This is a genomic window from Rathayibacter sp. VKM Ac-2760, from assembly GCF_009834185.1.
In the GTDB taxonomy this organism is placed as follows: domain Bacteria; phylum Actinomycetota; class Actinomycetes; order Actinomycetales; family Microbacteriaceae; genus Rathayibacter.
In genome coordinates, this window is the sequence record NZ_CP047173.1 from 3,963,200 (window position 1) to 3,985,595 (window position 22,396).

Genomic DNA, 22,396 nt, shown 5'->3' on the forward strand with positions numbered 1-22,396 from the left:
TCCGCGCCGCCCCTCCGGCGGCACGCGGACCGGCCGGAGGACGCATGGGGCACGACCACGGGAGCGCCGGGCACGGCTCCGCCGCCGCGCAGCACCGCCGGCCCCTCGTCATCGCCTTCGCGCTGACCGCCGCGTTCGCGGTCGTCGAGTTCGTCGTCGGCCTCTCCTCCGGCTCGCTCGCGCTGATCTCCGACGCCGCGCACATGGGCACCGACGTGATCGCGCTCGGGATGTCGATCGCCGCGATCTCGCTCGCCGCGCGCCCCGCCGCGAAGGCGCGCACCTACGGCTCCTACCGGCTCGAGGTGCTCGCCGCGCTCGCCAACGGCGTGCTGCTCTTCGGCGTCGCCGGCTTCGTGATCGTGGAGGCGGTGCGCCGCTTCGCCGAGCCGCCCGCCGTTCCCGGCGCGCCGCTCCTGATCACCGCGATCGTCGGCCTGGCCGTCAACCTGGTCAGCCTCCGCCTGCTCGCGGCCGGCGCGAAGGAGAGCATCACCCTCCGCGGAGCCTCGCTCGAGGTGCTCGGCGACGCCCTCGGCTCGATCGGCGTCATCGTCGCCGCGATCGTGCTGCTGACCACCGGCTGGGCCTGGGCCGACCCAATCGTCGGCGTGCTGATCGGCCTGCTGATCCTGCCGCGCACCTGGTCGCTCACCCGCCAGGCGCTCGGGATCCTGATGGAGTCGGCGCCGGCGCACGTCGACCTCGCCGCGGTCGAGCGCGACGTCTGCGCCGTTCCGGGCGTGCTCGCGCTGCACGACCTGCACGTCTGGACCATCACCTCCGGCATGGAGAGCGCGACCGGCCACATCGTCGTCGCCCCGGACGCCGACTACCGCGACGCCCTGGCCGGCGTGCTCGCCGTCCTGCACGACGACCACGGCATCGACCACGCCACCATCCAGTGTGAGCCGGAGCAGTTCCCGGAGCGCCCGCACGCGATCTGAGCCCCGGGCCGCCGAACCACTTCCGCCTGTTGACGTCAACATGTAGGGTCGGAGGCCACGGGCGTGTTCACGTGAACAGCTCCCCTTTCAGAGTTGAAAGAGAGACGCATCGATGTCGATGTCCACTGCCAGACGCACTCGCCGGAAGGCGGGCCGGATCGCCGCGCTCGCCACGAGCGCCGCCCTCGCCGCCGGAGCGCTGCTCGCGCTCCCCGCGGCCGCGGCCCCCGCGCAGGCCGCCGACGCCTTCCGCATCACCCCCAACCCCGCCGCCGCCGGCGAGTCGTTCGAGGGCTGGGGCACCAGCCTGGTCTGGTTCGCGAACGCGACCGGGAACTACCCCGAGGCCCTGCGCGAGGAGCTCTACCAGAAGGTCTTCGGCGACGACGGCCTCGACCTCAACATCGCCCGCTACAACATCGGCGGCGGCAACGCTTCCGACGTGAAGGACTACCTCCGCCCCGGCGGCGCCGTCGAGGGCTGGTGGAAGCAGAACCCCGCCGGCGATGCCGCGACCTACGGCGGCACCAGCACGAACTACGCCGACCGCGACGCGCTCCTGGCCAAGTGGAACGCCGGCGACGCCTCCTCCTACGACTGGTCGAGCGACGAGACGCAGCGCTGGTGGGTGGAGAAGCTCGCCGAGGAGAAGCAGATCTCGCACTGGGAGGCGTTCGCCAACTCCGCCCCCTACTTCATGACCGAGAGCGGCTACGTCTCCGGCGGCTTCAACGCCTCGAGCGAGCAGCTGAAGCCCGCGGCGGAGGCGAAGTTCGCGCAGTACCTCGCGACCGTCACCGCGCACATGGAGGACGAGTACGGCATCGAGTTCGACACCCTCGACCCGTTCAACGAGCCGAACACCAACTACTGGGGCACGCAGCTCACCAACGGCGTGCCGACCGGCGGACGGCAGGAGGGCATGCACATGGGCCCGACCCGCCAGGCCGACCTGATCCCCGACGTCGCCGCCGCCCTCGCCGCCTCGTCGAGCGACGCCGGCATCGCCGCGATGGACGAGACCAACCCCAGCATCTTCAAGACCAACTGGGCCGCCTACTCCGCCGCCGTGCGCGCCGAGGTCGACCGGATGAACGTGCACACCTACGGCACCTCCGACCGCCTCGCCGTCCGCGACCTCGCCAAGCAGGCCGACAAGGACCTCTGGATGAGCGAGATCGAGGGCAACTGGGTCTCCGGCTACGACCCGGTCAACATCGAGAACGGCCTCGGCATCGCCGGCCGCATCAACGACGACCTGCGCGAGCTCGAGCCGAAGGCCTGGGTGCTCTGGCAGCCGGTCGAGGACCTCTACAACATGAGCCCGAAGGGCGAGAACCTCAACTGGGGCTCGATCTTCATCGACCTCGACTGCAAGCCCTACCAGGAGGGCGGAGCCGAGGTCTGGAAGTCCGCGCGCCGCGTCAAGGACGCCGGCGGCGACTCCACCAAGGCCCCGGTCTGCGGCGTCGAGACGAACTCGAAGTTCAACACGATCCGCAACTTCACGAAGTTCATCCACGAGGGCGATCACCTGATGCCCACGAGCGACACCGCCTCCACCGCCGCCGTCCGCGGCGACGGCAGCGGCGCGACCGTGGTGCACACCAACAGCTCCGCGACCGCGAAGACCGTCGTGCTCGACCTCTCCCGCTTCGGCAGCATCGCCGCCGGTGCGACGGTCACCCCGTACGTCACGACCCAGGCCGCCTCGGCCGCCGCGCCCACCGGCAACGCACTCGTCGCGAAGCCCGCGGTCACCATCGACCGGGAGTCGCGCACCGCGACCGTCACCGTGCCCGCCAAGTCGGTCACCTCCTTCTCGATCGACGGCGTCTCCGGCGTCGCCGACTCCGCCCCCGCGCTGCGCGACGGCCACCGCTACCAGCTGGTCGGCACGCAGAGCGGCAAGGCGCTGACCGGGAACCCCACCGGCGCCGCGACCACGATCACCACCCTCGCCACCGACTCCGCCGCCGCCGCGAAGCAGGCCTGGACCGTCCGCGAGGTCGCCCCCGGCGAGCGCGAGGCCACCCGCCGCGTCGTGCTGCAGAGCACCGACGGCCGCGTGCTCGGCGCCACCGGCGCCGGCACCGATCTGCGCACCCTCTCGGTCGACGCCGCGAAGGCCGACGCCGCCACCCGCTGGATCGTCAGCACCACCGACGGCACCGCCTACACGCTGGTCAACGAGTCGATCGGCCTCTCGCTCGACGTCAACGGCCAGTCCAGCACCGAGAACACCACCGTCGGCGTCTACGGCTCGAACGGCGGAGCGAACCAGTCCTGGACCCTCCGCGACCTCGCCCCGTCCGCCGCGCAGACCGTCGCCGTCCGCACCACCGTCGGCGTCGCGCCGACCCTGCCCGCCTCGATCACCCCGCAGTACGCCTGGGGCACCGGCGCGCCGGTCGCCGTCAGCTGGCAGCGCCCGGCCGACTCGGCCTACGCCGCCGCCGGCCGCGTCGAGGTGACCGGCACCGCGACCGACCTGTTCGGCCAGTCGATCCCCGTCACCGCGCTCGTCGACGTCGGCGGCCTCACCGCCACCGACCCGGCCTCGGTCACCGTCGCCGTCGGCGCATCCGTCGCCGGAGTGAAGGCCGCGGCCCCCACCACCGCCGCCGCGCGCGTCGGCGCCTCGGCCAGCACCTTCGCGGTGCCGGTCACCTGGGACTGGACGCCGCTGACCACCGCCGCGCTCGCCGCACCCGGATCGGTGACGATCACGGGCACCGCGACCGCCGACGGCCAGACTCTCCCCGCCACTCTCACGGTGCTCGTCACCGCGGGCACGCTCCGCAACTTCAACCCGGATGCGGGCATCGTCGCGACCGCGACCTCGTCCGAGTCGGGCTACGGCCCGGAGCGCACCCGCAACGGCGTCGACGGCGACAAGGGCTGGTCCAACTGGACGAGCGGCACCAAGGCCGCGCAGAGCACCCTGACCTACACCTTCCCCGCCACGCGGCAGGTGCAGCAGGTCTCGGTGCAGTTCCAGCGCGACGGCGGCACCAGCTGGGCGCAGAGCTACCAGCTGCAGTACCAGGGCGCCGACGGAGCGTGGATCTCGGTCCCCGGCTACGAGTCGGCCGTCGCGCTGGCCGCGCCCGCCGACGGCACCGCGCCGACGCTGAACGCGACCTTCGCGCCGGTGACGGCCAAGGCCTTCCGCGTCGTGATGAACGCCTACGCCAACACGCACCTGATCGTGTCGGAGACGAAGCTGTACGAGTCGGTGGCCTCGCCCGCCGCGGTCGCCACCCTCGGCGCTCTGCGGGTCAACGGAGTCGGCGTCGCCGGCTTCGACCCGGCGCGCGGCTCCTACGCCGTGACCGTCGACGGCACGACGATGCCGGTGCTCACCGCGGTGGCCACCGACTCGGCGGCCCGGGTGCGCGTCACCCAGCCGACCACCGCGAACGGCGGAGTGGGCACCGTGGCGGTCACCTCGGCCGACGGCACCGTCTCGCAGACGACGACCGTGACCGTGACGCTGAAGGCGCCCGCCGCCCTCGCCGTCGCGGTGACGGCGACGACCCGCTGCATCGCCGGCAAGGTCACCCTGACGATCACGGCGCAGAACAACGCGACCGTCCCCGTCTCGATGACCGTCGCCTCCTCCTACGGCTCGAAGGAGTTCACCGGGGTCGCCCCCGGCAAGAACGCCACCGCCGCCTTCTCGACGCGCGCCGCCTCGGTGCCCGCCGGCCAGGCCACCGTCACCGCGACCGCCACCGTCGACGGCGCCCCCGTCACCACGGTCGTCCCGGCCGCGTACTCCGCGCGCAGCTGCTGACGAGCAGGCCGGCCGCCTGCATGCTGGTCGAGTAGCCGCGCAGCGGCGTATCGAGACCCACCCACCGGACACGTGGATCTCGATACGCCCGCTCCGCGGCCTACTCGATCAGCATCACGACGCGGCCGCATGCGAACGCGGACCTTCCATGCTGGTCGAGTAGCCGCGCAGCGGCGTATCGAGACCCACCGCCCTCAGCACGCCGGGTCTGCAGACCCCTGTTCTGACGCAGGTGGATCTCGATACGCGCGCTGCGCGCGCTACTCGATCAGCATGAAGACGCGGACTCACACGGAACGCGGCGCGCCCCTTCCATGCTGGTCGAGTATCGCGCGGAGCGGCGTATCGAGACCCGCCGCGGCCAGGACGCCGGCCCGTCAGTCCGTCACCGCGTCGTAGACCGCGAGCAGGCGGTCGAGGAAGGCCTGCACCGTCGCGCGCTCCGCCGCGTCGAGGTCGGCGACGACCGCCTCGACGCCCGCGATCAGCGGGGCGACCCGCTCCTGCGCGCGCCGCGCCGACTCCTCCGAGGCGGTCACGATCAGCTTGCGCCCGTCCGTCGGGTGCCGCTCGCGGCGGACGTGCCCGGCCGCCTCGAGGCGGTTCAGCACGAGGGTCGTCGCCGCGGTCGAGACGCCGAGGCGCCCCGCCAGCTCGGTCGGCGTCAGCGGCCCGCTCGACATCAGGTGCGTCATCGCGTCGAGCCCGACGGCGTCGACCGCGAGCGCGCGGGTCAGCGACTGCTCGAAGAGCCGCTGCCGCTCCGTCACCTGGCGCACGCGGGTCCGGATGCCGAGGTCGGGCGCGCTGTCACTCATGGCTCCACGATAACGGTGTAGATTGCCAATCTCATTGATAATCAACGAAAGCGGCAACCATGACCCGTGTCCTGATCTCCGGCGCCAGCATCGCCGGCCCCGCCCTCGCGTTCTGGCTGCACCGCTACGGCGTCGAGACGACGATCGTCGAGCGCGCCCCCGCACTCCGGCTCGGCGGGCAGAACGTCGACGTCCGCGGTGCCGGCCGCGAGGTCGCCCGCCGGATGGGCCTCGAGGACGCGATCCGCGCCGCGACCACCGGCGAGATCGGCACCCGCTTCGTCGGCCGCGGCGGGCGCACGCTCGCCGAGTTCCCGGCCGGCACCGACGACTCCGGCGGCGCGACCGCCGAGCTGGAGATCCTCCGCGGCGACCTCGCGCAGCTCCTGGTCGACGCCACGGCCGAGCACACCGAGTACCGCTACGGCGACCGCATCACGGGGCTCGACGACGACGGCACCGGCGTCACCGTCTCCTTCGAGCACGCCCCCGACGAGCGCTTCGACCTCGTCGTCGCGGCCGACGGCATCGGCTCGAGCACGCGCCGCCTCGTCTTCGGCGCCGAGCCGCAGATCCGCTCGCTCGGCCTCGAGACCTCCTACGCCACGATCCCGCGCACCGCCGCGGACGACGACTGGTGGCGCTGGTACGCCGCGGCGGGCGGCCGCAGCATCACCCTCCGCCCGGACCCGCACGGCACCCTCCGCGTCGCGCTCTCGCAGGTGATCGACCGCCGGCTCGACCGCGCGAGCACCGAGCGCCGCTCGCTCGACGAGCAGCGCGCCCACCTCCGCCGAGTCTTCGGCGATGCCGGCTGGGAGGCGCAGCGCGTCCTCCGCGGCATCGACGAGGCCGACGAGCTCTACTACGAGCAGATCGGGCAGGTGCACGCCCCGCGCTGGTCGAGCGGGCGGTTCGCGCTGGTCGGCGACGCCGCCTACTGCGCCTCCCCGGTCAGCGGGATGGGGACGAGCCTGTCGCTCACGGGCGCCTACGTGCTGGCCGGCGAGCTCGCGGCGCACGTCGATCCGCGCGACGGCTTCGCGGGGTACGAGCGAATCATGCGGCCGTACGTGAAGCAGGCGCAGGACCTGCCGCCGGGCGTGCCGCGGGTGGCGAACCCGGTGTCGCGGCTCGGAGTCGCGGCGTTCGGGCTCGCGGTGAAGGTCGCGGCGACGCCGGTGATCGGGCGGACGATGGGGCGGTTCTTCACGCCGCCGGCGGACGCGATCGCGCTGCCGGAGTACTCGCACCTCGAGCGCTGACGGGGCGGGATCTCGATACGCCCCTGCGGGGCTACTCGATCAGCAAGCAGTCCATGCTGGTCGAGTAGCCGCGGAGCGGCGTATCGAGACCCGACCCGTCAGTGGGCCTCGGCCGGCTCGCCGCGACGCAGCACGCGCCGCACGCCCATCACGGCGGCCACGACGATCAGGCCGAGCACCAGCCCGAGGATCATCGAGACGAAGGTGTCGGCCAGCCAGACCACGACCGGGCCGGCGCCCTCGACCGCGCCGGTGACGACGTGCACGAGGTCGTACGGCCCGTGCCAGAACGTCTCGGCCAGGTTCGCCGTGACGAGGTGCCCGCCGACCCAGAGCATCGCGAGCGTGCCGACGATGCTGATGGTGCGGAACACGGCCGGCATCGACGCGACGATGCGCACGCCGAAGCGCCGGACGCCTCGCGCCGCGTTCTTCATCATCCGCAGCCCCACGTCGTCGATCTTGACCAGCAGCGCGACGGCGCCGTAGACGAGCAGCGTCATCCCGAGGCCGATCACGAGCAGCGCCGCGAGGGTCCCGCCGAAGCCGAGGCCGGTGTCGAGACCGTCGAGCGCGATCAGCATGATCTCGGTGCTGAGGATGAGGTCGGTCCGCACGGCCCCGAAGACGAGCTTCTTCTCGTCCCGCGCCTCCGTCTCGCCCGCGGCGTGGTGCACGCCGAACCACTCGAGCACCTTCTCCGCCCCCTCGAAGCAGAGGAACGCGCCGCCGATGATCAGCAGGTACGGCAGCACCCACGGGGCGAAGGAGGAGAGCAGCAGCGCGATCGGGATGATGATCACGAACTTGTTGACGAGGCTGCCGAGCGCGATCTTCCCGACCACCGGCAGCTCCCGCGCCGGGGTCAGCCCCTGGACGTACTGCGGAGTGACGGCCGCGTCGTCGATGACGACACCGGCCGTCTTCGCGCTCGCCTTCAGGGCGGCGGTGAGGATGTCATCGACGACGGCGAGCAGGCCGACCGACATGGGTGCTCCTTGACTGGGAACGAATGAGGACGTTCACAGTATCCGGCAGTGCGGCACACCTCAGCGCGGCGCCGGCCCCGTGCTCTCCCGCACGACGAGCTCCGTCGGCGTCAGCGTGACGCCCGAGCGCTCGCCCGACTCGAGCTCGCGCAGCAGGATGTCGACCGAGCGCCGCCCGGTGTCACCGAAGGACTGGTGCACGGTGGTCAGCGGCGGCCAGAAGCTCGCCGACTCCTCCATGTCGTCGAAGCCGACGACGCTCACCTCGCCCGGCACCGCGCGGCCCGCGTCGTGCAGGGCCCGCAGCACGCCGAGCGCCATCTGGTCGTTCGCGGCGAAGATCGCCGTCACGGCCGGATCCGCGGCCAGCTCGCGGCCGATCCGGTGGCCGGACGCGCTCGACCAGTCGCCGACGAGCGCCGGCGGCACGGGCGCCCCGGCGGAGCGCAGCGTCGACTCCCAGGCCTCGCGGCGCCGCTCCGCGGAGTAGGAGCGCTCGGGCCCGGCGACGTGGTGCACGGTCCGGTGCCCGAGCCCGAGCAGGTGCTCGACGGCCTGGCGCGCGCCCGAGACCTGGTCGGTGTCGACGACCGGGTAGCGGTCGCCGCCCGCGGAGTCGACGACCACGACGGGCAGATCGGGCGGCAGCACGATGTCGGCCTCGTCGAGCAGGTGCGCCTCCATCACGATGATGACGCCGTCCACGGCCTCCTCGCTCAGGCGGTGGAAGGCGACGGACACCTCGCCCTGGGTCGGGTGCGGCACGGGGATGAGCGTGATCGAGTAGCCGGCATCGGCCGCCGCGATCGCGATCGCGTCGAGCGTGCGCATGTTGCCGAAGGAGGACAGCGTGAACATGATCACGCCGATGCTGTGGAAGCGGCCGGTGCGCAGCGCCCGCGCGGCGCTGTTGGGCCGGTAGCCGAGGTCGCGCATCGCCTCGAGGACGCGCTCGCGCGTCTCGGTGTCGACGTTCTGCTTGCCGTTGGACACCCGCGACACGGTCTGCCCGGACACGTTCGCGCGCCGCGCGACGTCGGCCATCGACACGCCCCGTCGGCGCGGGACGGCGGTCGCCGCGTTCGAGCCCGCCGCGTTCGTCTCGATCGCCATGTCGTCCCTCCGCGGGCCCCGCCCGCCGCGCCACACCCGTGACCTCATCGAAACCTAACGGATCGTGCACGTGTTGACGTCGCCATGCTACGGTGGCGTTCTGTCATGTTGACGTGAACATGACGGATCTGACCCGAACGGAATCCCGCCGATGACGACGACGTCTCCCCCTGTCCCCCTGCGCGAGGTCTCCCCGCCGGCCGCGCCGCTCGCCGTCCCGCGGAGCCGCGCGAAGAGCGAGTGGAAGGGCCTCGCCTTCGTGGCGCCCTTCCTGGTGATCTTCCTGCTCGTCTTCATCGCGCCGGTGGTCTACTCGATCTACCTCAGCCTCTTCCGCGAGCAGCTCATCGGCGGCAACGCCTTCGTCGGCTTCGAGAACTACCTCGCGATCTTCCGCGACCCGAACTTCTGGGAGGGCTTCGGCCGCGTCCTGCTGTTCCTGGTCGTGCAGGTCCCCGTGATGCTCGTGCTCGCCCTCGTCGCCGCCCTCGCGATCGACAGCGGACGGCTGCACGGCACCGGCTTCTTCCGCATCGTCGTCTTCCTCCCCTACGCGGTCCCCGCCGTCGTCGCGGTGCTGATGTGGGGCTTCATCTACGGCGACAACTTCGGCCTCACCGCCAACGTCAACGACCTGCTCGGCTCCGATCTGATCGCGCCGTTCTCGCGCGACTGGATCCTGGTCTCGATCGGCAACATCGTCACGTGGGAGTTCGTCGGCTACAACATGCTGATCTTCTACTCCGCGCTGAAGACGATCCCCGGCGAGCTCTACGAGGCCGCCGAGATCGACGGCGCCGGCCCGCTGCGCGTCATCCGCTCGATCAAGCTGCCCGCCCTGCGCGGTGCCATCGTGATCGCCTCGATCTTCTCGATCATCGGCAGCTTCCAGCTGTTCAACGAGCCGAACATCCTCCGGACGCTCGCGCCGAACATCATCACCACCTACTTCACCCCGAACATGTACGCCTACAACCTGTCCTTCGCGGGTCAGCAGTACAACGCGTCGGCCACGGTCGCCATCGTCATGGGCGTGATCACCGCGGTGATCGCCTACGTCGTGCAGCTCCGCGGCGCGCGCAAGGAGAACTGATGGCCCTCGCAACGGCCCCCCGGCCCACCTCGACCCGCCCCGCCCCGGCGAAGCGCCCCGCCCGCCGCGGCTCCTCGGTCGCCCCGAAGAAGTCGATCGCCTTCACCCTGCTGATGTCGGCGTTCATCCTCTACAGCCTCGTGCCGCTCGCCTGGCTCGTGATCAACGCGACCAAGACCCAGGCCGGCCTGTTCTCGAGCTTCGGCCTCTGGTTCGACGGCGACTTCGTCCTCTTCCAGAACATCGCCGAGACGCTCACCTACCGCGACGGCATCTTCCTCCGCTGGCTCGGCAACACGCTGCTCTACGTCGTCGTCGGCGCGGGCGGAGCGACGCTGCTGGCGACGCTCGCCGGCTACGGTCTCGCGAAGTTCCGCTTCGCCGGGCGCAAGGCGGTCTTCGCGGTCGTCCTCGGCGCGATCGCCGTCCCCGGCACCGCGCTCGCCGTCCCGACGTTCCTGATGTTCAGCCAGCTCGGCCTCACCAACACCCCGTGGGCGATCATCATCCCCTCGCTGATCAGCCCCTTCGGCCTCTACCTGGTCTGGGTCTACGCGGTCGAGTCGGTGCCGACGGAGCTGCTCGAGGCGGCGCGGATGGACGGCGCGGGCGAGTTCCGCACCTTCTTCACCATCTCGATCCGCCTGCTCGCCCCCGGCATCGTCACCGTCCTGCTGTTCTCGGTCGTCGCGACCTGGAACAACTACTTCCTGCCGCTGATCATGCTGAGCGACCCCCAGTGGTACCCGCTCACCGTCGGCCTCAACCAGTGGAACGCGCAGGCCACCGGTGTCAGCGCGCAGCCGATCTACAACCTGGTCATCACCGGCTCGCTGCTGACGATCATCCCGATCGTCGTCGCCTTCCTCGGCCTCCAGCGCTTCTGGCAGTCCGGCCTCAGCGCCGGCAGCGTCAAGGGCTGAGCCCCCACGAACCCCACCCTCCGGTCGGAGCGTCCTGCCCCGCACCACCCACCCCACAGCACGAAGAAGTGAAGGGAACTCCCATGAAGATCGCCCACTCCGCCCTCCGGCGGACCCTGACGGTCGTCGCGGCCGCAGCACTCGCCGCGGGCTCGCTCGCCGCCTGCTCGTCCGGCGGCACCACCGGCGGCGGCACGACCGCCTCCGGCACCGCGGCCGACCTCGACGCCGCCCTCGAGGCCGGCGGCAAGATCACCTACTGGAGCTGGACCCCCAGCGCCGAGGCCCAGGTCGCCGCGTTCGAGAAGGCGTACCCGAAGGTCGACGTCGAGCTGGTCAACGCCGGCACGAACAAGGACGAGTACACCAAGCTCGAGAACGCGATCAAGGCCGGCTCGGGCGCCCCCGACGTCGTCCAGATCGAGTACTACGCCATGCCGCAGTTCGCGCTGTCGGACTCGCTGCTCGACCTCTCGCAGTACGGCATGGGCGACCTCGAGGACAAGTTCTCGGCGTCCACCTGGGGCAGCGTCAACATCGACGGCAAGCTCGTCGGCCTCCCGCAGGACTCGGGCCCCATGGCCATGTTCTACAACAAGACGGTCTTCGACCAGTACGGCATCTCCGTCCCGACCACCTGGGACGAGTACATCGCCGCGGCGAAGGCGCTGCAGGCGGCCGACCCGTCGAAGTTCATCACCGCGGACACCGGCGACGCCGGCTTCGCGACCAGCATGATCTGGCAGGCGGGCGGCGAGCCCTTCACCACCGACGGCACGAACGTCACCGTGAACCTCGCCGACGAGGGCACCGAGAAGTGGACCGGCGTCTGGAACCAGCTCGTCGAGGGCGACCTCCTCTCCGACACCCCCGCCTGGGGCGACGAGTGGTACAAGGGCCTCGGCGACGGCTCGATCGCCTCGCTGATCACCGGCGCCTGGATGCCCGGCGTGCTCGAGTCCAGCGTCCCCGACGCCTCCGGCGACTGGGCCGTCGCGCCGATCCCGACCTACGACGGCACCGCCGTCAGCGCCGAGAACGGCGGTGGCGGCCAGTCCGTCACCAAGCAGAGCGAGAACCCGGCGCTGGCCGCCGCGTTCCTGCGCTGGCTGAACAGCGACGAGGCCTCGGTCGACGTCTTCCTCGAGAGCGGCGGATTCCCGTCGACCTCGGCCGACCTCAGCAGCCCCGACTTCACCGGCGCCGAGTCGGAGTACTTCGGCGGCCAGAAGATCAACGAGGTGCTGACCCAGGCTTCGCAGGACGTGCGTCCCGGCTGGTCGTACCTGCCGTTCCAGGTCTACGCGAACAGCGTCTTCGGCGACACGGTCGGCCAGTCCTACGCCAACAAGACGAGCCTGGACGACGGAATCGCCGCCTGGCAGAGCAAGCTCGTCGAGTACGGCAACGCTCAGGGCTTCACCGTCTCCGAGTAGCACCCACGATGCTCGAGGCCGGTCGGATCGCTCCGGCCGGCCTCGACCCGTCTCACGATCCTGAGGGGGATCCCGCATGACCACCGCTCCCGACAGCACCCCGCCCGAGAGCCGCTTCGCCATCGGCGCGACCGACTTCGAGCTCGACGGCAGGCCGCACCGCATCCTGTCGGGAGCGCTGCACTACTTCCGGATCCACCCGGACCTCTGGGCCGACCGGATCCGCAAGGCCCGCCTGATGGGCCTGAACACCATCGAGACCTACGTCGCCTGGAACGCGCACGAGCCGCAGCGCGGAGCCTGGCGCGAGGACGCCGGGCTCGACCTCGGCCGCTTCCTCGACCTGGTCGCCGCCGAGGGCATGCACGCGATCGTGCGCCCCGGCCCCTACATCTGCGCGGAGTGGGACAACGGCGGCCTGCCCGCCTGGCTGCTCCGCGACCCCGAGGTGGGCGTCCGCCGCTTCGAGCCGCACTACGTCGCGGCGGTCAGCGAGTACCTCCGCCGCGTCTCCGCGATCGTCGCGCCGCGGCAGATCGACGTCGGCGGGCCGGTCGTGCTCGTGCAGATCGAGAACGAGTACGGCGCCTACGGCTCCGACAAGGAGTACCTCGCCGAGCTGGTCCGCGTCACCCGCGACAGCGGCATCACGGTGCCGCTCACCACGATCGACCAGCCGACCCCGCAGATGCTCGCCGACGGCAGCCTCCCGGGCCTGCACCTGACCGGCTCGTTCGGCTCGCGCACGGCCGAGCGCCTCGCGACGCTGCGCGAGTTCCAGCCCACCGGCCCGCTGATGTGCATGGAGTTCTGGTGCGGCTGGTTCGACGACTGGGGCACCCAGCACCACACCACCGACGCGGCGGCCTCGGCCCGCGAGCTCGACGCGCTGCTCGCGGTCGGCGGCTCCGTCAACGTCTACATGTTCCACGGCGGCACGAACTTCGGCCTGACCAGCGGCGCGAACGACAAGGGCCGCTACGCCGCGATCACGACGAGCTACGACTACGACGCGCCGCTCGACGAGAGCGGCGACCCGACCGCGAAGTACTGGGCGTTCCGCGAGGTCATCGCGCGATACGCACCGGTGCCGGAGGAGGTGCCGGCCGTCTCGCCGCCCGCACCGGTGCTGACCGCGCCGCTCGTGCCCGGTCCCGCGCTGCTCGGACTCGACGCGGTGTTCGGGCCGGCCGTGCGCCTGGAGTCGATGGCGAGCTTCGACGAGCTCGGGCAGTCGGACGGGTTCGTGCTGTTCACGACGACGCTGGCGGCGGGCGGTGCTCCCGCGCGCCTCGTGGTCGGTGAGGAGGTGCGCGACCGCGCCTGGGTGCTGCTCGACGGCGACCCGGTCGGCGTGCTCGCGCGCGACGACCACGAGCGCGCGATCACGCTCCCGCGCGGCAGCGGCGAGCTGGCGATCCTGGTCGAGAACCAGGGCCGGGTGAACTACGGCGAGCGCATCGGCGAGCACAAGGGACTGATCGGCGGCGTGCGGCTCGACGGCGCCGAGCTCACGGGCTGGGTCGCGCGGCCGCTCGCGCTCGAGTGCCTGCCGGAGTGCGGGCGCGTCCCCGGGAGCGGCGCGTTCGCGGCCGGCCCGGGCCTCGCCACCGGCTCGTTCGAGCTCGACGCGCAGGCCGACCTGCACCTCGACACGCTGCACTGGGGCAAGGGCCTGGTCTGGGTGAACGGCTTCCTGCTCGGCCGCTACTGGCGGCGCGGACCGCAGCGCACGCTGATCGTGCCGTCGCCGGTCACCCGGGCCGGACGCAACGACGTGGTCGTGCTCGAGTTCGAGTCGATCGCGGAGCCGGAGATCCGGCTGCTCGCGCGCGCCGACCTGGGGCACACGGAGATCTAGAGCCTGCTAGCCTCGGGCCGCCTCCGCCCGGTCACCGGCGGAGCAGAGGGGGAACCACCATGACGCGCTCCACGATCACCGGACTCGCTCTCGCGGGCGCTCTGCTGCTCGCCCTGACCGGCTGCACCGCCGCGGCCGAGCCCGAGCCGACCGCCGAGGCGCTGCCGAAGCACACCGACGCCGAGCTCGCGACGATCTTCGACGGCATCCAGTTCGTCTCCGGCGAGTTCAGCACGACCGACGGGATGCTCGGCTCGGTCTACCCGGGCCTCACCGCGTCGGACGCCTCCTGCCTCGCACCGTTCGGCGTCGGCTGGGACTCGGACGAGACCCTCGCCGACGCCGGACTCGCCTACGGCACGAGCGCCGACCGCTCGATGACCGCGGTCGTGACCAGCACCGGAGACGCCGACACCGCCTCCGCACTGGTGGCCTCCGCCGAGGACGCGCTCGAGCGCTGCGCCGACGGCTCCGAGCTGTTCGCGCTGCAGGGCACGCCCGTGCAGACGACGGTCGAGCAGACCGAGCCCGTGCTCACCGGCACCGACGAGGCGGTCGGCTGGACGGTGACCGGCGACGTCGGCGGCGCCCCCTTCACCCTCGTCGGCATCACCACCCGCGTCGGCGGCGACGTCGTCGCCCTCGTCGGCTGGGACCCGTCGACCAACACGACCTACGTGCCCCAGGCCACCCAGCTCTTCGTCGACGCCCTGTAGCGGCGCGGCGCCTCGAGCGGCTCCGCCGGTCGCGCTCGTGCCGGTCGAGCAGCCCGAAGGGCGTATCGGTGGTCCCCAGGCCCGGGTCAGCTCAGCCAGGACAGCCGGCCGCCGTGCGGCGCGGCGGAGGCGAGCGGCACCCCGTCCGCCGCGAGCAGGAACGGCGTGCGCTCGGGCGCCGTCAGCGCGGCAGCCCGATCCCGCAGCGACGGCAGGAGCGCTTCCGCCTCGAGCGTCACCAGGCTCGCGCCCGCGGCGTCCACCGCCGCCAGCACCCGCTCGCGCGCGGCCCACGGCAGGTACACCAGCGTCCCGAGCGACACGACGACCGGGCGCACCCCGCGCGGCACCGCGGCGAGCACCTCCGGCAGCGCCTCGGCCGCATCGCCCGCGACGATCTCCGGCGGGTCCTCCCGCAGCGTCGCCACGGCGGCCCGGAGCCGCGCGGTGCGCTCCGGCCGGTCCGGCGGCAGCAGCGCCTCCAGCCAGGCGCGGTCCTCCGCCGAGCGGACGTCGAGCGGCCGCAGGTCCAGCCCGCGACGCCAGGCGACGACCGGGAGCCGGGTGGGCGCCGCTCCCCCGCTCACGACGCACTCGAGCACCGGACCGCCGCGCCCCAGCCGCGTCGCACCCTCCGCCGGCCTCTCCGCCGACCCCTCCGCCGCCACGAACGCGTACGAGTACCGCTCCGGCGCCAGGCACAGCCCCGCCGAGGCGCCGATCTCGACCAGCGCGACCGGCTCCCCCGGCTCCGTGATCCGCTCCAGGGCCGCGACCAGCGGAGCGCAGCGCAGCGCCTCGTTGGTCTGGGTGAGCCGCTCGGCCGCGACCGGCGCGACCCGCGGCCACTCCGCGCGCAGCCACTCCGCGACCTCGGCACCACCCGCCGCCGGCACCCCGAGCAACCGCGCCACCGAGAACAGCAGCGACGGCTGCCGGTGCGCGGGCGGCAGCTCGTCGATCAGGGCGAGCAGCGCGTCGTCGCCGGCGACGGCGAGCGCCCACTCGACCTGCAGCTCGGAGGTCTGCGCGAGCTCGACGGCGGCGCGGCGGTAGCGGTCGGCGGTGGGCTCCATGACTCCATCCTCCCGGGGCGACGTCCGACGACCGACGACCCCGCGCGGTCCCCGCGCGCCGCTACGGTGAGCGGATCACCCACCTTCCGAGAGGATCCACCGTGCTCGACGCCGTCATCGCCCTCGCCCAGGACAGCACCCCCACCGGCCTCAACGCGGCGAGCTCGGTCGGCAACGTCTTCGGCGGCCTGATCGGCTACGTCATCGCCGTCGTCGCCCTCTGGCCCGTCTTCACCAAGGCCGGCCGCCCGGGCTGGGGTGCGATCATCCCGATCTACAACACCTACCTGCTGACGAAGATCGCCGGCTACCACGGCGCGACGGTGCTGCTCTTCCTCCTCCCCGGCGTCAACGTGATCTGGGCGATCTTCATCGCCCTCGGCGTCGGCCGCGCGTTCGGCAAGGGCGGCCTGTTCAGCATCGTCCTGCTCTGGCTGCTCGCCCTCATCGGCTACCTCGTCGTCGGCTACGGCTCGTCCCGCTACGTCGGCGACGGCGGGAACCCGGCGCGCCAGGCGCGCTGACCCGCATCCCGCCCGGCAACTCAGCGCTCCAGGCGCGGCGGGTGGTCGCCGTGCCGGTGCACGATCCGCCAGCCCTGGCCGTCGAGGCGGCGGTAGACGTGGGTGACGCGGATGACGAGCGGAGCCGCCTCCCGCCCGTCGACCCGGGTCGCGCCGATCTCGCGGCCGACCGTGTAGGCGAGATCACCGGACACCTGGATCAGGTCGTAGTGCGGCGTCAGCCCGCCGCCGGCGAAGCGGCCCGCGACCCAGCCGAGCGTCTCGTCGATCGCCGCCCGCCCCCGCTCGACGGTGCCGAACGCCCCGTAGAGCGTCGAGTCCGCGGTGTCGGCCCAGCAGCGTCGGTACGGCTCCGGATCGCCGGCCGCCATCGCGGCGAGCGCCTCCCCCACCGCCTCGAGGGCGAGCACGAAGTCGGGCGGCAGCTCGGAGACGGCGGCAGCGCCGATGGCGGAGGAGACGGCGGCGTCCATGCGCCGGACTCTACCCCCGGCGTCGCCAACCTGGGAGTCCGCCCGCCGGCATCGGCCGCCGCTTCGCAAAGCGGATAGTGCCCCCCGCTCAGGGGCCCGCGCCCGTAGTTTCGTGTCACGGCCGATCCCCACGGCCGCCTGCGCGACTCCCCCCTCCGTCCGGCAACCGGCCGAGGGAGTCCCCCACCTCGCACGACGTCCCCGGCACTCGGCCGGGTCCCTCACGTCCCGTCACGGCCGACACCGCGACGCTCTCACAGAACGGCGGCTCCGCACATGGGCGCTCTCCTCTACGGCACTCCGGCCACCTCGCACGACATCGACGACCGCGCGCTCGCGCACCTGCAGATCGTGATGATCAACAAGTTCCGCCGCAACGAGGCCTTCGCCTTCCAGCTCGACGCGTCGAGCGCGCACGGGACGGGCCGCCAGACGCTCTGGCTGCACCCGACCATCCCGCTGCAGTTCTCCTTCCACGGCAGCCGCATGCCCGCCATCAACGCCGCCTGGGTGCGCGCGCTGATGGAGGAGGCCAACAGCGGCCGCGGCCTGCGGATCGTCCCCGAGCCGGCCCAGCAGCCCGACTCCGCCGTCGCGACCGCCGCGGCCTGAGCCCCGACCGGGTTCCGAGGGCGGGGAGGGGGCAGCGCATGACGGCGACGACGCACCAGTGGGCGCCCGACTTCCTGGAGCTCGCGGGGCCCGAGCACGAGCACGACGGCGCGAGCTTCGACTGCTCGACCACGCTGCACGGCGTCACCGGCTCGCTCTGCCTCTCCTCCGGCGTGCTGGTGCTCGGCGGCAGCGAGCCGAGCGTGAGCCTGCGCGCGCGCGACATCAGCTCCTGGTGGGACACGCCGACGGGCGGCACGTTCTCGCTCGCGATCGAATCCGGCGCGCGGCACTCGATCGTGCTGCTCAGCCAGTTCCGCGGAGCGACGGTGCACGCGATGACGCAGGCCTTCGGGCCGCGGACCCGCCGAGAAGGCTTATCCGCTTAACGAAGCGCCGCTCCGCTCCTCTCGACGTCCCTGCGGCCGGATGCGACGCTGGAGGCGATGGACGACTCGAGCGGCGAGGTGGTCCGCTCCGACATCGGCGGGCGGGACTTCGAAGAGGCGCGCGCCCTGCTCGAGGGCGTGTACAACGGGCACCGCTTCAGCATCGAGCCGGGCGCCGACTTCTCCTACCGCTACACCTCCGTCGGCGACGCCGACGTCACCCTGCGCGGCAGCCAGTTCGCCGGCTCGATCGAGGGGCGCATCCAGACCGAGGGCGAGTACGTCGTCTCCTGGCTCACGGCCGGTGAGGGCGTCACCGACCTCGACGGGGAGCCGATGCGGCACGTCTACGGGCGGCCCGCGATCTTCCTGACCGGCCGGCCGAACGCCTTCGAGTTCCACGACTACCGGCAGAACCTCATCCACTTCGACGGCCGCTACCTCGAGCGCATCGCGCAGGAGGTGGAGGGCACGGCGGGCGGGCCGCTGCTGTTCGACACCACGGTGCGACCGGAGGGGGAGGCGCTGCGCCGCTGGTCGGCGACGGTCGCCGCGGTCGCGCGCGTGATCTACGACGTCGACAGCCCGGCCCTGCTGCGGCGCGAGGCCAATCGCGCCGTCGCGGTCGCACTGCTCGAGGCGTTCCCGCACGACTCGCTCGGCGCGCCGAGCGACCTCGCGGTCCCCCGCAGCGGCCGCCTCCGGACCGCGATCGAATTCATGTACGCGCACGCGCACGAGCCGATCAGCACCGAGACGATCGCGGAGGCGGCCGGCGTGGGTCTGCGCACCCTGCAGAGCGAGTTCCGGCGCGAGTTCGGCTTCACCGCCGTCGACTACCTGCGGCGGATCCGCCTCAACGCCGTGCACAAGGAGCTGCGGGCCGGCCAGCCGGGCGAGGTCGGCGTCGCCGAGGTGGCGCGGCGCTGGGGCTTCGCGCACCTGGGCCGCTTCTCGGCCTCGTACGCGCACCGCTTCGGCGAGCGGCCGAGCACGACGCTCGACTCCTGAGCCGCTCGACCGCCGCTAGAAGAACTCGCCGTTGTCGCGGTCGTCGTCGAGCGGCGACTCGGTCGTGGGCCGGGCGGGCAGCAGGCGCCGCGCCTTGTCGCGCATCGACGTGACGGCCGTGTCGTCGTCGAGGTCGACGCCGCGATCGAGCGCCGGGCTGGTGAAGAGCTGGCTGGCCGGGCCGAGCAGCAGCCGCGTCGCGCCGCGGATCCCCTCGTCGGACAGGCCGGGCACCACCACGAGGTCGGACTTCCCGACGTTCGCGAGCGCCTGCGCGTACTCGACCACCGCCGAGCACACCGAGTCCCCCAGCAGGACCCAGCCGCTCGCGTAGTACAACTTCTGCATCGTCTTCCTCCCCGTCGCAGACCAGCCCGCCGCTCTCGACGCTACGACGGGCTGCTCGGGAGGCCCAACCCCTTGACGGCCGCTACCCTCTAGGCCCCCCGCGCCACGGCCTCCAGCCGCGCGACGTACTCCGGCCACCACTCGGCGGGGACCGGCGGCAGGTTGTCGCCCGTCTCGCGCAGCCCCACCCGGCCGTCGACGAGCTCGCGGACGAGGTCGGCGTGGCCCGCGTGCCGGTGGGTCTCGGCGGTGAGGTGCACGAGGATCCGGTGCAGCGTCACCTCGCGGTTCGTCCACCAGGGCACGAAGCCCGGGGCGCCGAGGTCGAGCGCCGCCACCGTCGCGTCGGAGTGCGCCCAGACCCGCCGGTACTGCTCCACCACCTGCGCGCGGGACTCGTCCGCTGTCGCCCACATGTCCGCGTTGGGCTCGGACTCGTCCTCCATCCACGGCATCGGCTCGGGGAACGGGCGGCCGAACACCGCGCCGAGGTAGCCCGCCTCCGTCCCCGAGACGTGCTTGACCAGCCCGAGCAGGTTGGTGCCGGTGGGCACCAGCGGCCGGCGCACGTCGTACTCGGACAGGCCGTCGAGCTTCTGCAGGAGGGCGTCGCGGCCCTCCTGCAGATAGCGGAGGAGAGTGGCTTTCTGATCGGCGCTGCTCATCCCCCCAGCCTGGCCCGGTCCTCAGAGCACCGCCACCCGGGCGTCCTCGCGCGCGACCTCGGTCAGCACGGTGCGCCGGGTCTCGGCGCCGACGGGCGACACCTCGCCGGTCAGCACGACCTCGGCGGTCGCCTCCCTCGTGGCGCAGTCCGGCCCGACCCAGAGCTCGACGAGCCCGGGCTCGACCGAGCGGACGCCTCGGCGGTCGGTGAAGGCCAGCCGCGCGGAGGGGACGTCGAAGCGCACCAGCGCCTCCTCCCCCGCCGCGAGCTCGACCCGCGCGTAGCCGAGCAGCTGCGCGACCGGCCGCGTCACCGAGGCGACCACGTCCCGCGCGTAGAGCTGCACGACGTCGACGCCGTCGCGCGCGCCCGTGTTGCGCAGCCGCACCGTCGCGGTGAAGGCGCCGTCCGTCGCCGCCTCGCCCGACTCCAGCGTCAACTCCGACCGGGTGAACGACGTGTACGTGAGCCCGTGCCCGAACGGCAGCACCGGCGTGCTGTCGGCGCTGGTCACGTCGGAGGGCCCGCCGAGGATCGGGTGCAGGTAGGAGAACGGCTGCGCACCGGCCGAGCGGGGCAGCGAGACCGGCAGTCGGCCCGACGGCGCGACGCGGCCCGAGAGGACGCCCGCGATCGCGCCGGCCCCCTCCTCCCCCGGGAAGAACGCCTGCAGCACCGCCGCGGGGGCCGTGGCGCCGCGGATCGCCCAGTCGATCGCGTAGGGGCGGCCGGTGAGCAGCACCAGGGCGACCGGCGTGCCGGTGGCCACGACCGCCTCGACCAGCTCGCGCTGGCGGCCGGGCAGCTCGAGGCTCTCGACGTCGTTGCCCTCGCCGACGGTGCCGCGGCCGAAGAGCCCGGCCCGGTCGCCGACGACGACCACGGCGATCTCGGCGCCGCGGGCCGCCTCGACGGCCGCGGCGATCCCTGCGGTGTCGGCGGGGGCGTCGCTCCCCTCCACCGAGCAGCCCTCGGCCGCGAAGACCTCCGCGCCCGGGAACTCGGCGACCAGCGCCTCCCGGACCGTGCGGATCTCGAAGCCGAGCGGCACGCCCTCGTGGTGCGCGAGCACGTGGTTGGCGAAGGAGTAGCAGCCCATCAGGGCGGGCGCGCTGTCGGCGTTCGGGCCGATCAGGGCGATGCGCCGCGGCTGGGCGAGCGGCAGCACTCCGTCGTTCGTCAGCAGCACGAGCGACTCCTCGGCCAGGCGCCGGGCGATGTCGCGGTGCGCGGGCGAGTCGAGGTCGATCGACTCCGGTGCGTCGTCGAAGCGGGCGTCGAGCAGGCCGAGCCGCTCCTTCTGCGCGAGGACCCGGAGCAGCGCGCGGTCGACGATCGCCTCGTCGGCGCCGCCCGAGTGGATCCGCTCGGCGAGCGGCGCGAGGAACGCGTCGCCCGTCGGCAGCTCCACATCGATGCCGGCCTCGAGCGCGAGCTGCGCGGCCTCGCCGAGGTCGGCGGCGACGGCGTGCATCAGGTGCAGGAAGGCGACGGAGAAGTAGTCCGCCACCACCACGCCGTCGAAGCCCCAGCGCTCGCGCAGCACGCCGGTGAGGTAGGCCGGCGTCGCGCCGACCGGGTCGCCGTCGATCTCGGCGTAGGAGTTCATCACCGAGCGGGCGCCGCCGTCGCGGATCGCCATCTCGAACGGCGGCAGCAGCACGTCGGCGATCTCGCGCGGCCCGGCGTGCACCGGCGCGTGGTTGCGGCCGCCGCGCGAGGCGGAGTAGCCGATGAAGTGCTTGAGCGTCGCGTCGACGCCCGCCGACTGCAGGCCGCGCACGTAGGCGGTGCCGATCGTGCCGACGACGTACGGGTCCTCGGCGATGCACTCGTCGACCCGGCCCCAGCGGGGGTCGCGGATCACGTCGAGCACGGGAGCCAGGCCCTGGTGGATGCCCAGCTCGCGCATCGAGCCGCCGATGGCCGCGGCCATCTCCTCGACGAGCTCCGGGTCGAACGAGGCGCCCCAGGCCAGCGGAGTCGGGAAGGTCGCCGCCTTCCACGCGGCCAGGCCCGTCAGGCACTCCTCGTGCACGATCGCCGGGATGCCCAGCCGCGTCTCCTCCACCAGCCGGCGCTGCTCGGCCCACAGCCACTGCGCGCGCTCGACCGGGTCGACCGGGCGGGTGCCGTAGACGCGGGTGAGCTGGCCGATGCCCTCGCGGGTCGCGTCGGCGTAGCCGGTGGAGGTGGCCATCTCGCCGGCCAGCGGCGCGACGACCTCGCCGCCCTGGTCGACCCAGTAGCCGACCAGCTGGGTGAGCTTCTCCTCCAGCGTCATCCGGTCGATCAGGTCGGCGACGCGGGTGGACGGAGTGAGTGCGTCAGTCATG

General features: G+C 72.8%; 20 protein-coding genes. 12 read left to right on the top strand and 8 right to left on the bottom strand.

The genetic code is table 11. The annotated features are described in order from the left end of the window. The first annotated feature begins 44 nt into the window (after window positions 1-44). Both GSU72_RS18135 and GSU72_RS18140 read left to right on the top strand, forming a co-directional pair. On the top strand, window positions 45-947 hold the full coding sequence (locus tag GSU72_RS18135; protein WP_159986286.1) for a cation diffusion facilitator family transporter: 903 nt from the start codon (window positions 45-47) through the stop codon (window positions 945-947). A 118-nt stretch (window positions 948-1,065) separates the two neighbouring features. Continuing rightward, window positions 1,066-4,746: a glycoside hydrolase gene (locus GSU72_RS18140; RefSeq protein ID WP_159986287.1), complete on the top strand. Its 3,681-nt coding sequence runs from the start codon at window positions 1,066-1,068 to the stop codon at window positions 4,744-4,746. A gap of 377 nt (window positions 4,747-5,123) precedes the next feature. On the opposite strand, the gene GSU72_RS18145 is transcribed toward GSU72_RS18140, so the two are convergent. Next, entirely contained in the window at window positions 5,124-5,564 is a 441-nt protein-coding gene (locus tag GSU72_RS18145; RefSeq protein ID WP_159986288.1) for a MarR family transcriptional regulator, read from the bottom strand. A 59-nt stretch (window positions 5,565-5,623) separates the two neighbouring features. Between GSU72_RS18145 and GSU72_RS18150 the strand changes: the two genes are divergently transcribed. After that, window positions 5,624-6,829: an FAD-dependent monooxygenase gene (locus tag GSU72_RS18150; protein ID WP_159986289.1), complete on the top strand. Its 1,206-nt coding sequence runs from the start codon at window positions 5,624-5,626 to the stop codon at window positions 6,827-6,829. A 98-nt stretch (window positions 6,830-6,927) separates the two neighbouring features. Here the strand turns inward: GSU72_RS18150 and GSU72_RS18155 are convergent, their stop codons facing one another. Both GSU72_RS18155 and GSU72_RS18160 read right to left on the bottom strand, forming a co-directional pair. Further along, window positions 6,928-7,818, bottom strand: coding sequence for a DUF808 domain-containing protein (locus GSU72_RS18155; RefSeq protein WP_159986290.1), 891 nt, complete (start codon window positions 7,816-7,818; stop codon window positions 6,928-6,930). A 60-nt stretch (window positions 7,819-7,878) separates the two neighbouring features. Next, window positions 7,879-8,925: a LacI family DNA-binding transcriptional regulator gene (locus GSU72_RS18160; protein ID WP_167306129.1), complete on the bottom strand. Its 1,047-nt coding sequence runs from the start codon at window positions 8,923-8,925 to the stop codon at window positions 7,879-7,881. Between the two features lie 157 nt (window positions 8,926-9,082). On the opposite strand from GSU72_RS18160, the gene GSU72_RS18165 reads away from it, so the two are divergent. The 5 genes from GSU72_RS18165 to GSU72_RS18185 all read left to right on the top strand — a co-directional run bounded on the left by GSU72_RS18165 (window position 9,083) and on the right by GSU72_RS18185 (window position 14,960). Next, on the top strand, window positions 9,083-10,024 hold the full coding sequence (locus GSU72_RS18165; protein WP_159986291.1) for a sugar ABC transporter permease: 942 nt from the start codon (window positions 9,083-9,085) through the stop codon (window positions 10,022-10,024). 113 nt (window positions 10,025-10,137) lie between these two features. Continuing rightward, window positions 10,138-10,947, top strand: coding sequence for a carbohydrate ABC transporter permease (locus GSU72_RS18170; RefSeq protein ID WP_159423737.1), 810 nt, complete (start codon window positions 10,138-10,140; stop codon window positions 10,945-10,947). Window positions 10,948-11,030: 83 nt separating this feature from the next. After that, window positions 11,031-12,383 carry a sugar ABC transporter substrate-binding protein gene (locus tag GSU72_RS18175; protein ID WP_159986293.1) on the top strand — a complete coding sequence of 451 codons (1,353 nt, stop codon included), beginning with the start codon at window positions 11,031-11,033 and terminating at the stop codon, window positions 12,381-12,383. A 76-nt stretch (window positions 12,384-12,459) separates the two neighbouring features. Next, window positions 12,460-14,244 (top strand): beta-galactosidase family protein, encoded by a 1,785-nt coding sequence (locus tag GSU72_RS18180; protein ID WP_159986294.1) that lies wholly within the window; start codon window positions 12,460-12,462, stop codon window positions 14,242-14,244. A 59-nt stretch (window positions 14,245-14,303) separates the two neighbouring features. Further along, window positions 14,304-14,960, top strand: coding sequence for a hypothetical protein (locus GSU72_RS18185; RefSeq protein ID WP_159986295.1), 657 nt, complete (start codon window positions 14,304-14,306; stop codon window positions 14,958-14,960). 86 nt (window positions 14,961-15,046) lie between these two features. Here the strand turns inward: GSU72_RS18185 and GSU72_RS18190 are convergent, their stop codons facing one another. Continuing rightward, window positions 15,047-16,036, bottom strand: a complete 990-nt coding sequence (locus GSU72_RS18190; RefSeq protein WP_159986296.1) for a DUF2332 family protein — start codon at window positions 16,034-16,036, stop codon at window positions 15,047-15,049. A 101-nt stretch (window positions 16,037-16,137) separates the two neighbouring features. On the opposite strand from GSU72_RS18190, the gene GSU72_RS18195 reads away from it, so the two are divergent. Next, complete coding sequence (locus GSU72_RS18195) at window positions 16,138-16,560, top strand: DUF5684 domain-containing protein (protein ID WP_208545102.1); 423 nt, start codon at window positions 16,138-16,140, stop codon at window positions 16,558-16,560. A gap of 20 nt (window positions 16,561-16,580) precedes the next feature. Here GSU72_RS18195 and GSU72_RS18200 read toward each other — a convergent pair whose 3' ends face one another. Then, on the bottom strand, window positions 16,581-17,033 hold the full coding sequence (locus GSU72_RS18200) for a DUF4440 domain-containing protein (RefSeq protein ID WP_159986297.1): 453 nt from the start codon (window positions 17,031-17,033) through the stop codon (window positions 16,581-16,583). Window positions 17,034-17,309: 276 nt separating this feature from the next. On the opposite strand from GSU72_RS18200, the gene GSU72_RS18205 reads away from it, so the two are divergent. The 3 genes from GSU72_RS18205 to GSU72_RS18215 are packed head-to-tail and all read left to right on the top strand — an operon-like array spanning window position 17,310 to window position 19,045. Beyond that, window positions 17,310-17,645 (top strand): ATP-dependent DNA ligase, encoded by a 336-nt coding sequence (locus GSU72_RS18205; protein ID WP_159986298.1) that lies wholly within the window; start codon window positions 17,310-17,312, stop codon window positions 17,643-17,645. A 38-nt stretch (window positions 17,646-17,683) separates the two neighbouring features. Next, the gene (locus tag GSU72_RS18210; protein ID WP_159986299.1) at window positions 17,684-18,034 is read left to right on the top strand and encodes a hypothetical protein; all 351 of its coding nucleotides are present in this window, start codon (window positions 17,684-17,686) and stop codon (window positions 18,032-18,034) included. A 57-nt stretch (window positions 18,035-18,091) separates the two neighbouring features. Then, window positions 18,092-19,045, top strand: a complete 954-nt coding sequence (locus tag GSU72_RS18215) for a helix-turn-helix transcriptional regulator (protein WP_159986300.1) — start codon at window positions 18,092-18,094, stop codon at window positions 19,043-19,045. Window positions 19,046-19,060: 15 nt separating this feature from the next. On the opposite strand, the gene GSU72_RS18220 is transcribed toward GSU72_RS18215, so the two are convergent. The 3 genes from GSU72_RS18220 to GSU72_RS18230 all read right to left on the bottom strand — a co-directional run bounded on the left by GSU72_RS18220 (window position 19,061) and on the right by GSU72_RS18230 (window position 22,395). Next, on the bottom strand, window positions 19,061-19,393 hold the full coding sequence (locus GSU72_RS18220; protein WP_159986301.1) for a hypothetical protein: 333 nt from the start codon (window positions 19,391-19,393) through the stop codon (window positions 19,061-19,063). A gap of 89 nt (window positions 19,394-19,482) precedes the next feature. After that, on the bottom strand, window positions 19,483-20,058 hold the full coding sequence (locus tag GSU72_RS18225; protein ID WP_159986302.1) for a DinB family protein: 576 nt from the start codon (window positions 20,056-20,058) through the stop codon (window positions 19,483-19,485). Between the two features lie 21 nt (window positions 20,059-20,079). Further along, the gene (locus GSU72_RS18230) at window positions 20,080-22,395 is read right to left on the bottom strand and encodes a glycoside hydrolase family 3 N-terminal domain-containing protein (protein WP_159986303.1); all 2,316 of its coding nucleotides are present in this window, start codon (window positions 22,393-22,395) and stop codon (window positions 20,080-20,082) included. Window position 22,396: the final 1 nt, after the last annotated feature.

Coding starts and splice junctions, on each gene's coding strand:
- GSU72_RS18135 (WP_159986286.1), top strand. CDS start 45: ATGGGGCACGACCACGGGAGCGCCGGGCACGGCTCCGCCGCCGCGCAG.
- GSU72_RS18140 (WP_159986287.1), top strand. CDS start 1,066: ATGTCCACTGCCAGACGCACTCGCCGGAAGGCGGGCCGGATCGCCGCG.
- GSU72_RS18145 (WP_159986288.1), bottom strand. CDS start 5,564: ATGAGTGACAGCGCGCCCGACCTCGGCATCCGGACCCGCGTGCGCCAG.
- GSU72_RS18150 (WP_159986289.1), top strand. CDS start 5,624: ATGACCCGTGTCCTGATCTCCGGCGCCAGCATCGCCGGCCCCGCCCTC.
- GSU72_RS18155 (WP_159986290.1), bottom strand. CDS start 7,818: ATGTCGGTCGGCCTGCTCGCCGTCGTCGATGACATCCTCACCGCCGCC.
- GSU72_RS18165 (WP_159986291.1), top strand. CDS start 9,083: ATGACGACGACGTCTCCCCCTGTCCCCCTGCGCGAGGTCTCCCCGCCG.
- GSU72_RS18170 (WP_159423737.1), top strand. CDS start 10,138: ATGTCGGCGTTCATCCTCTACAGCCTCGTGCCGCTCGCCTGGCTCGTG.
- GSU72_RS18175 (WP_159986293.1), top strand. CDS start 11,031: ATGAAGATCGCCCACTCCGCCCTCCGGCGGACCCTGACGGTCGTCGCG.
- GSU72_RS18180 (WP_159986294.1), top strand. CDS start 12,460: ATGACCACCGCTCCCGACAGCACCCCGCCCGAGAGCCGCTTCGCCATC.
- GSU72_RS18185 (WP_159986295.1), top strand. CDS start 14,304: ATGACGCGCTCCACGATCACCGGACTCGCTCTCGCGGGCGCTCTGCTG.
- GSU72_RS18190 (WP_159986296.1), bottom strand. CDS start 16,036: ATGGAGCCCACCGCCGACCGCTACCGCCGCGCCGCCGTCGAGCTCGCG.
- GSU72_RS18200 (WP_159986297.1), bottom strand. CDS start 17,033: ATGGACGCCGCCGTCTCCTCCGCCATCGGCGCTGCCGCCGTCTCCGAG.
- GSU72_RS18205 (WP_159986298.1), top strand. CDS start 17,310: ATGGGCGCTCTCCTCTACGGCACTCCGGCCACCTCGCACGACATCGAC.
- GSU72_RS18210 (WP_159986299.1), top strand. CDS start 17,684: ATGACGGCGACGACGCACCAGTGGGCGCCCGACTTCCTGGAGCTCGCG.
- GSU72_RS18215 (WP_159986300.1), top strand. CDS start 18,092: ATGGACGACTCGAGCGGCGAGGTGGTCCGCTCCGACATCGGCGGGCGG.
- GSU72_RS18220 (WP_159986301.1), bottom strand. CDS start 19,393: ATGCAGAAGTTGTACTACGCGAGCGGCTGGGTCCTGCTGGGGGACTCG.
- GSU72_RS18225 (WP_159986302.1), bottom strand. CDS start 20,058: ATGAGCAGCGCCGATCAGAAAGCCACTCTCCTCCGCTATCTGCAGGAG.
- GSU72_RS18230 (WP_159986303.1), bottom strand. CDS start 22,395: ATGACTGACGCACTCACTCCGTCCACCCGCGTCGCCGACCTGATCGAC.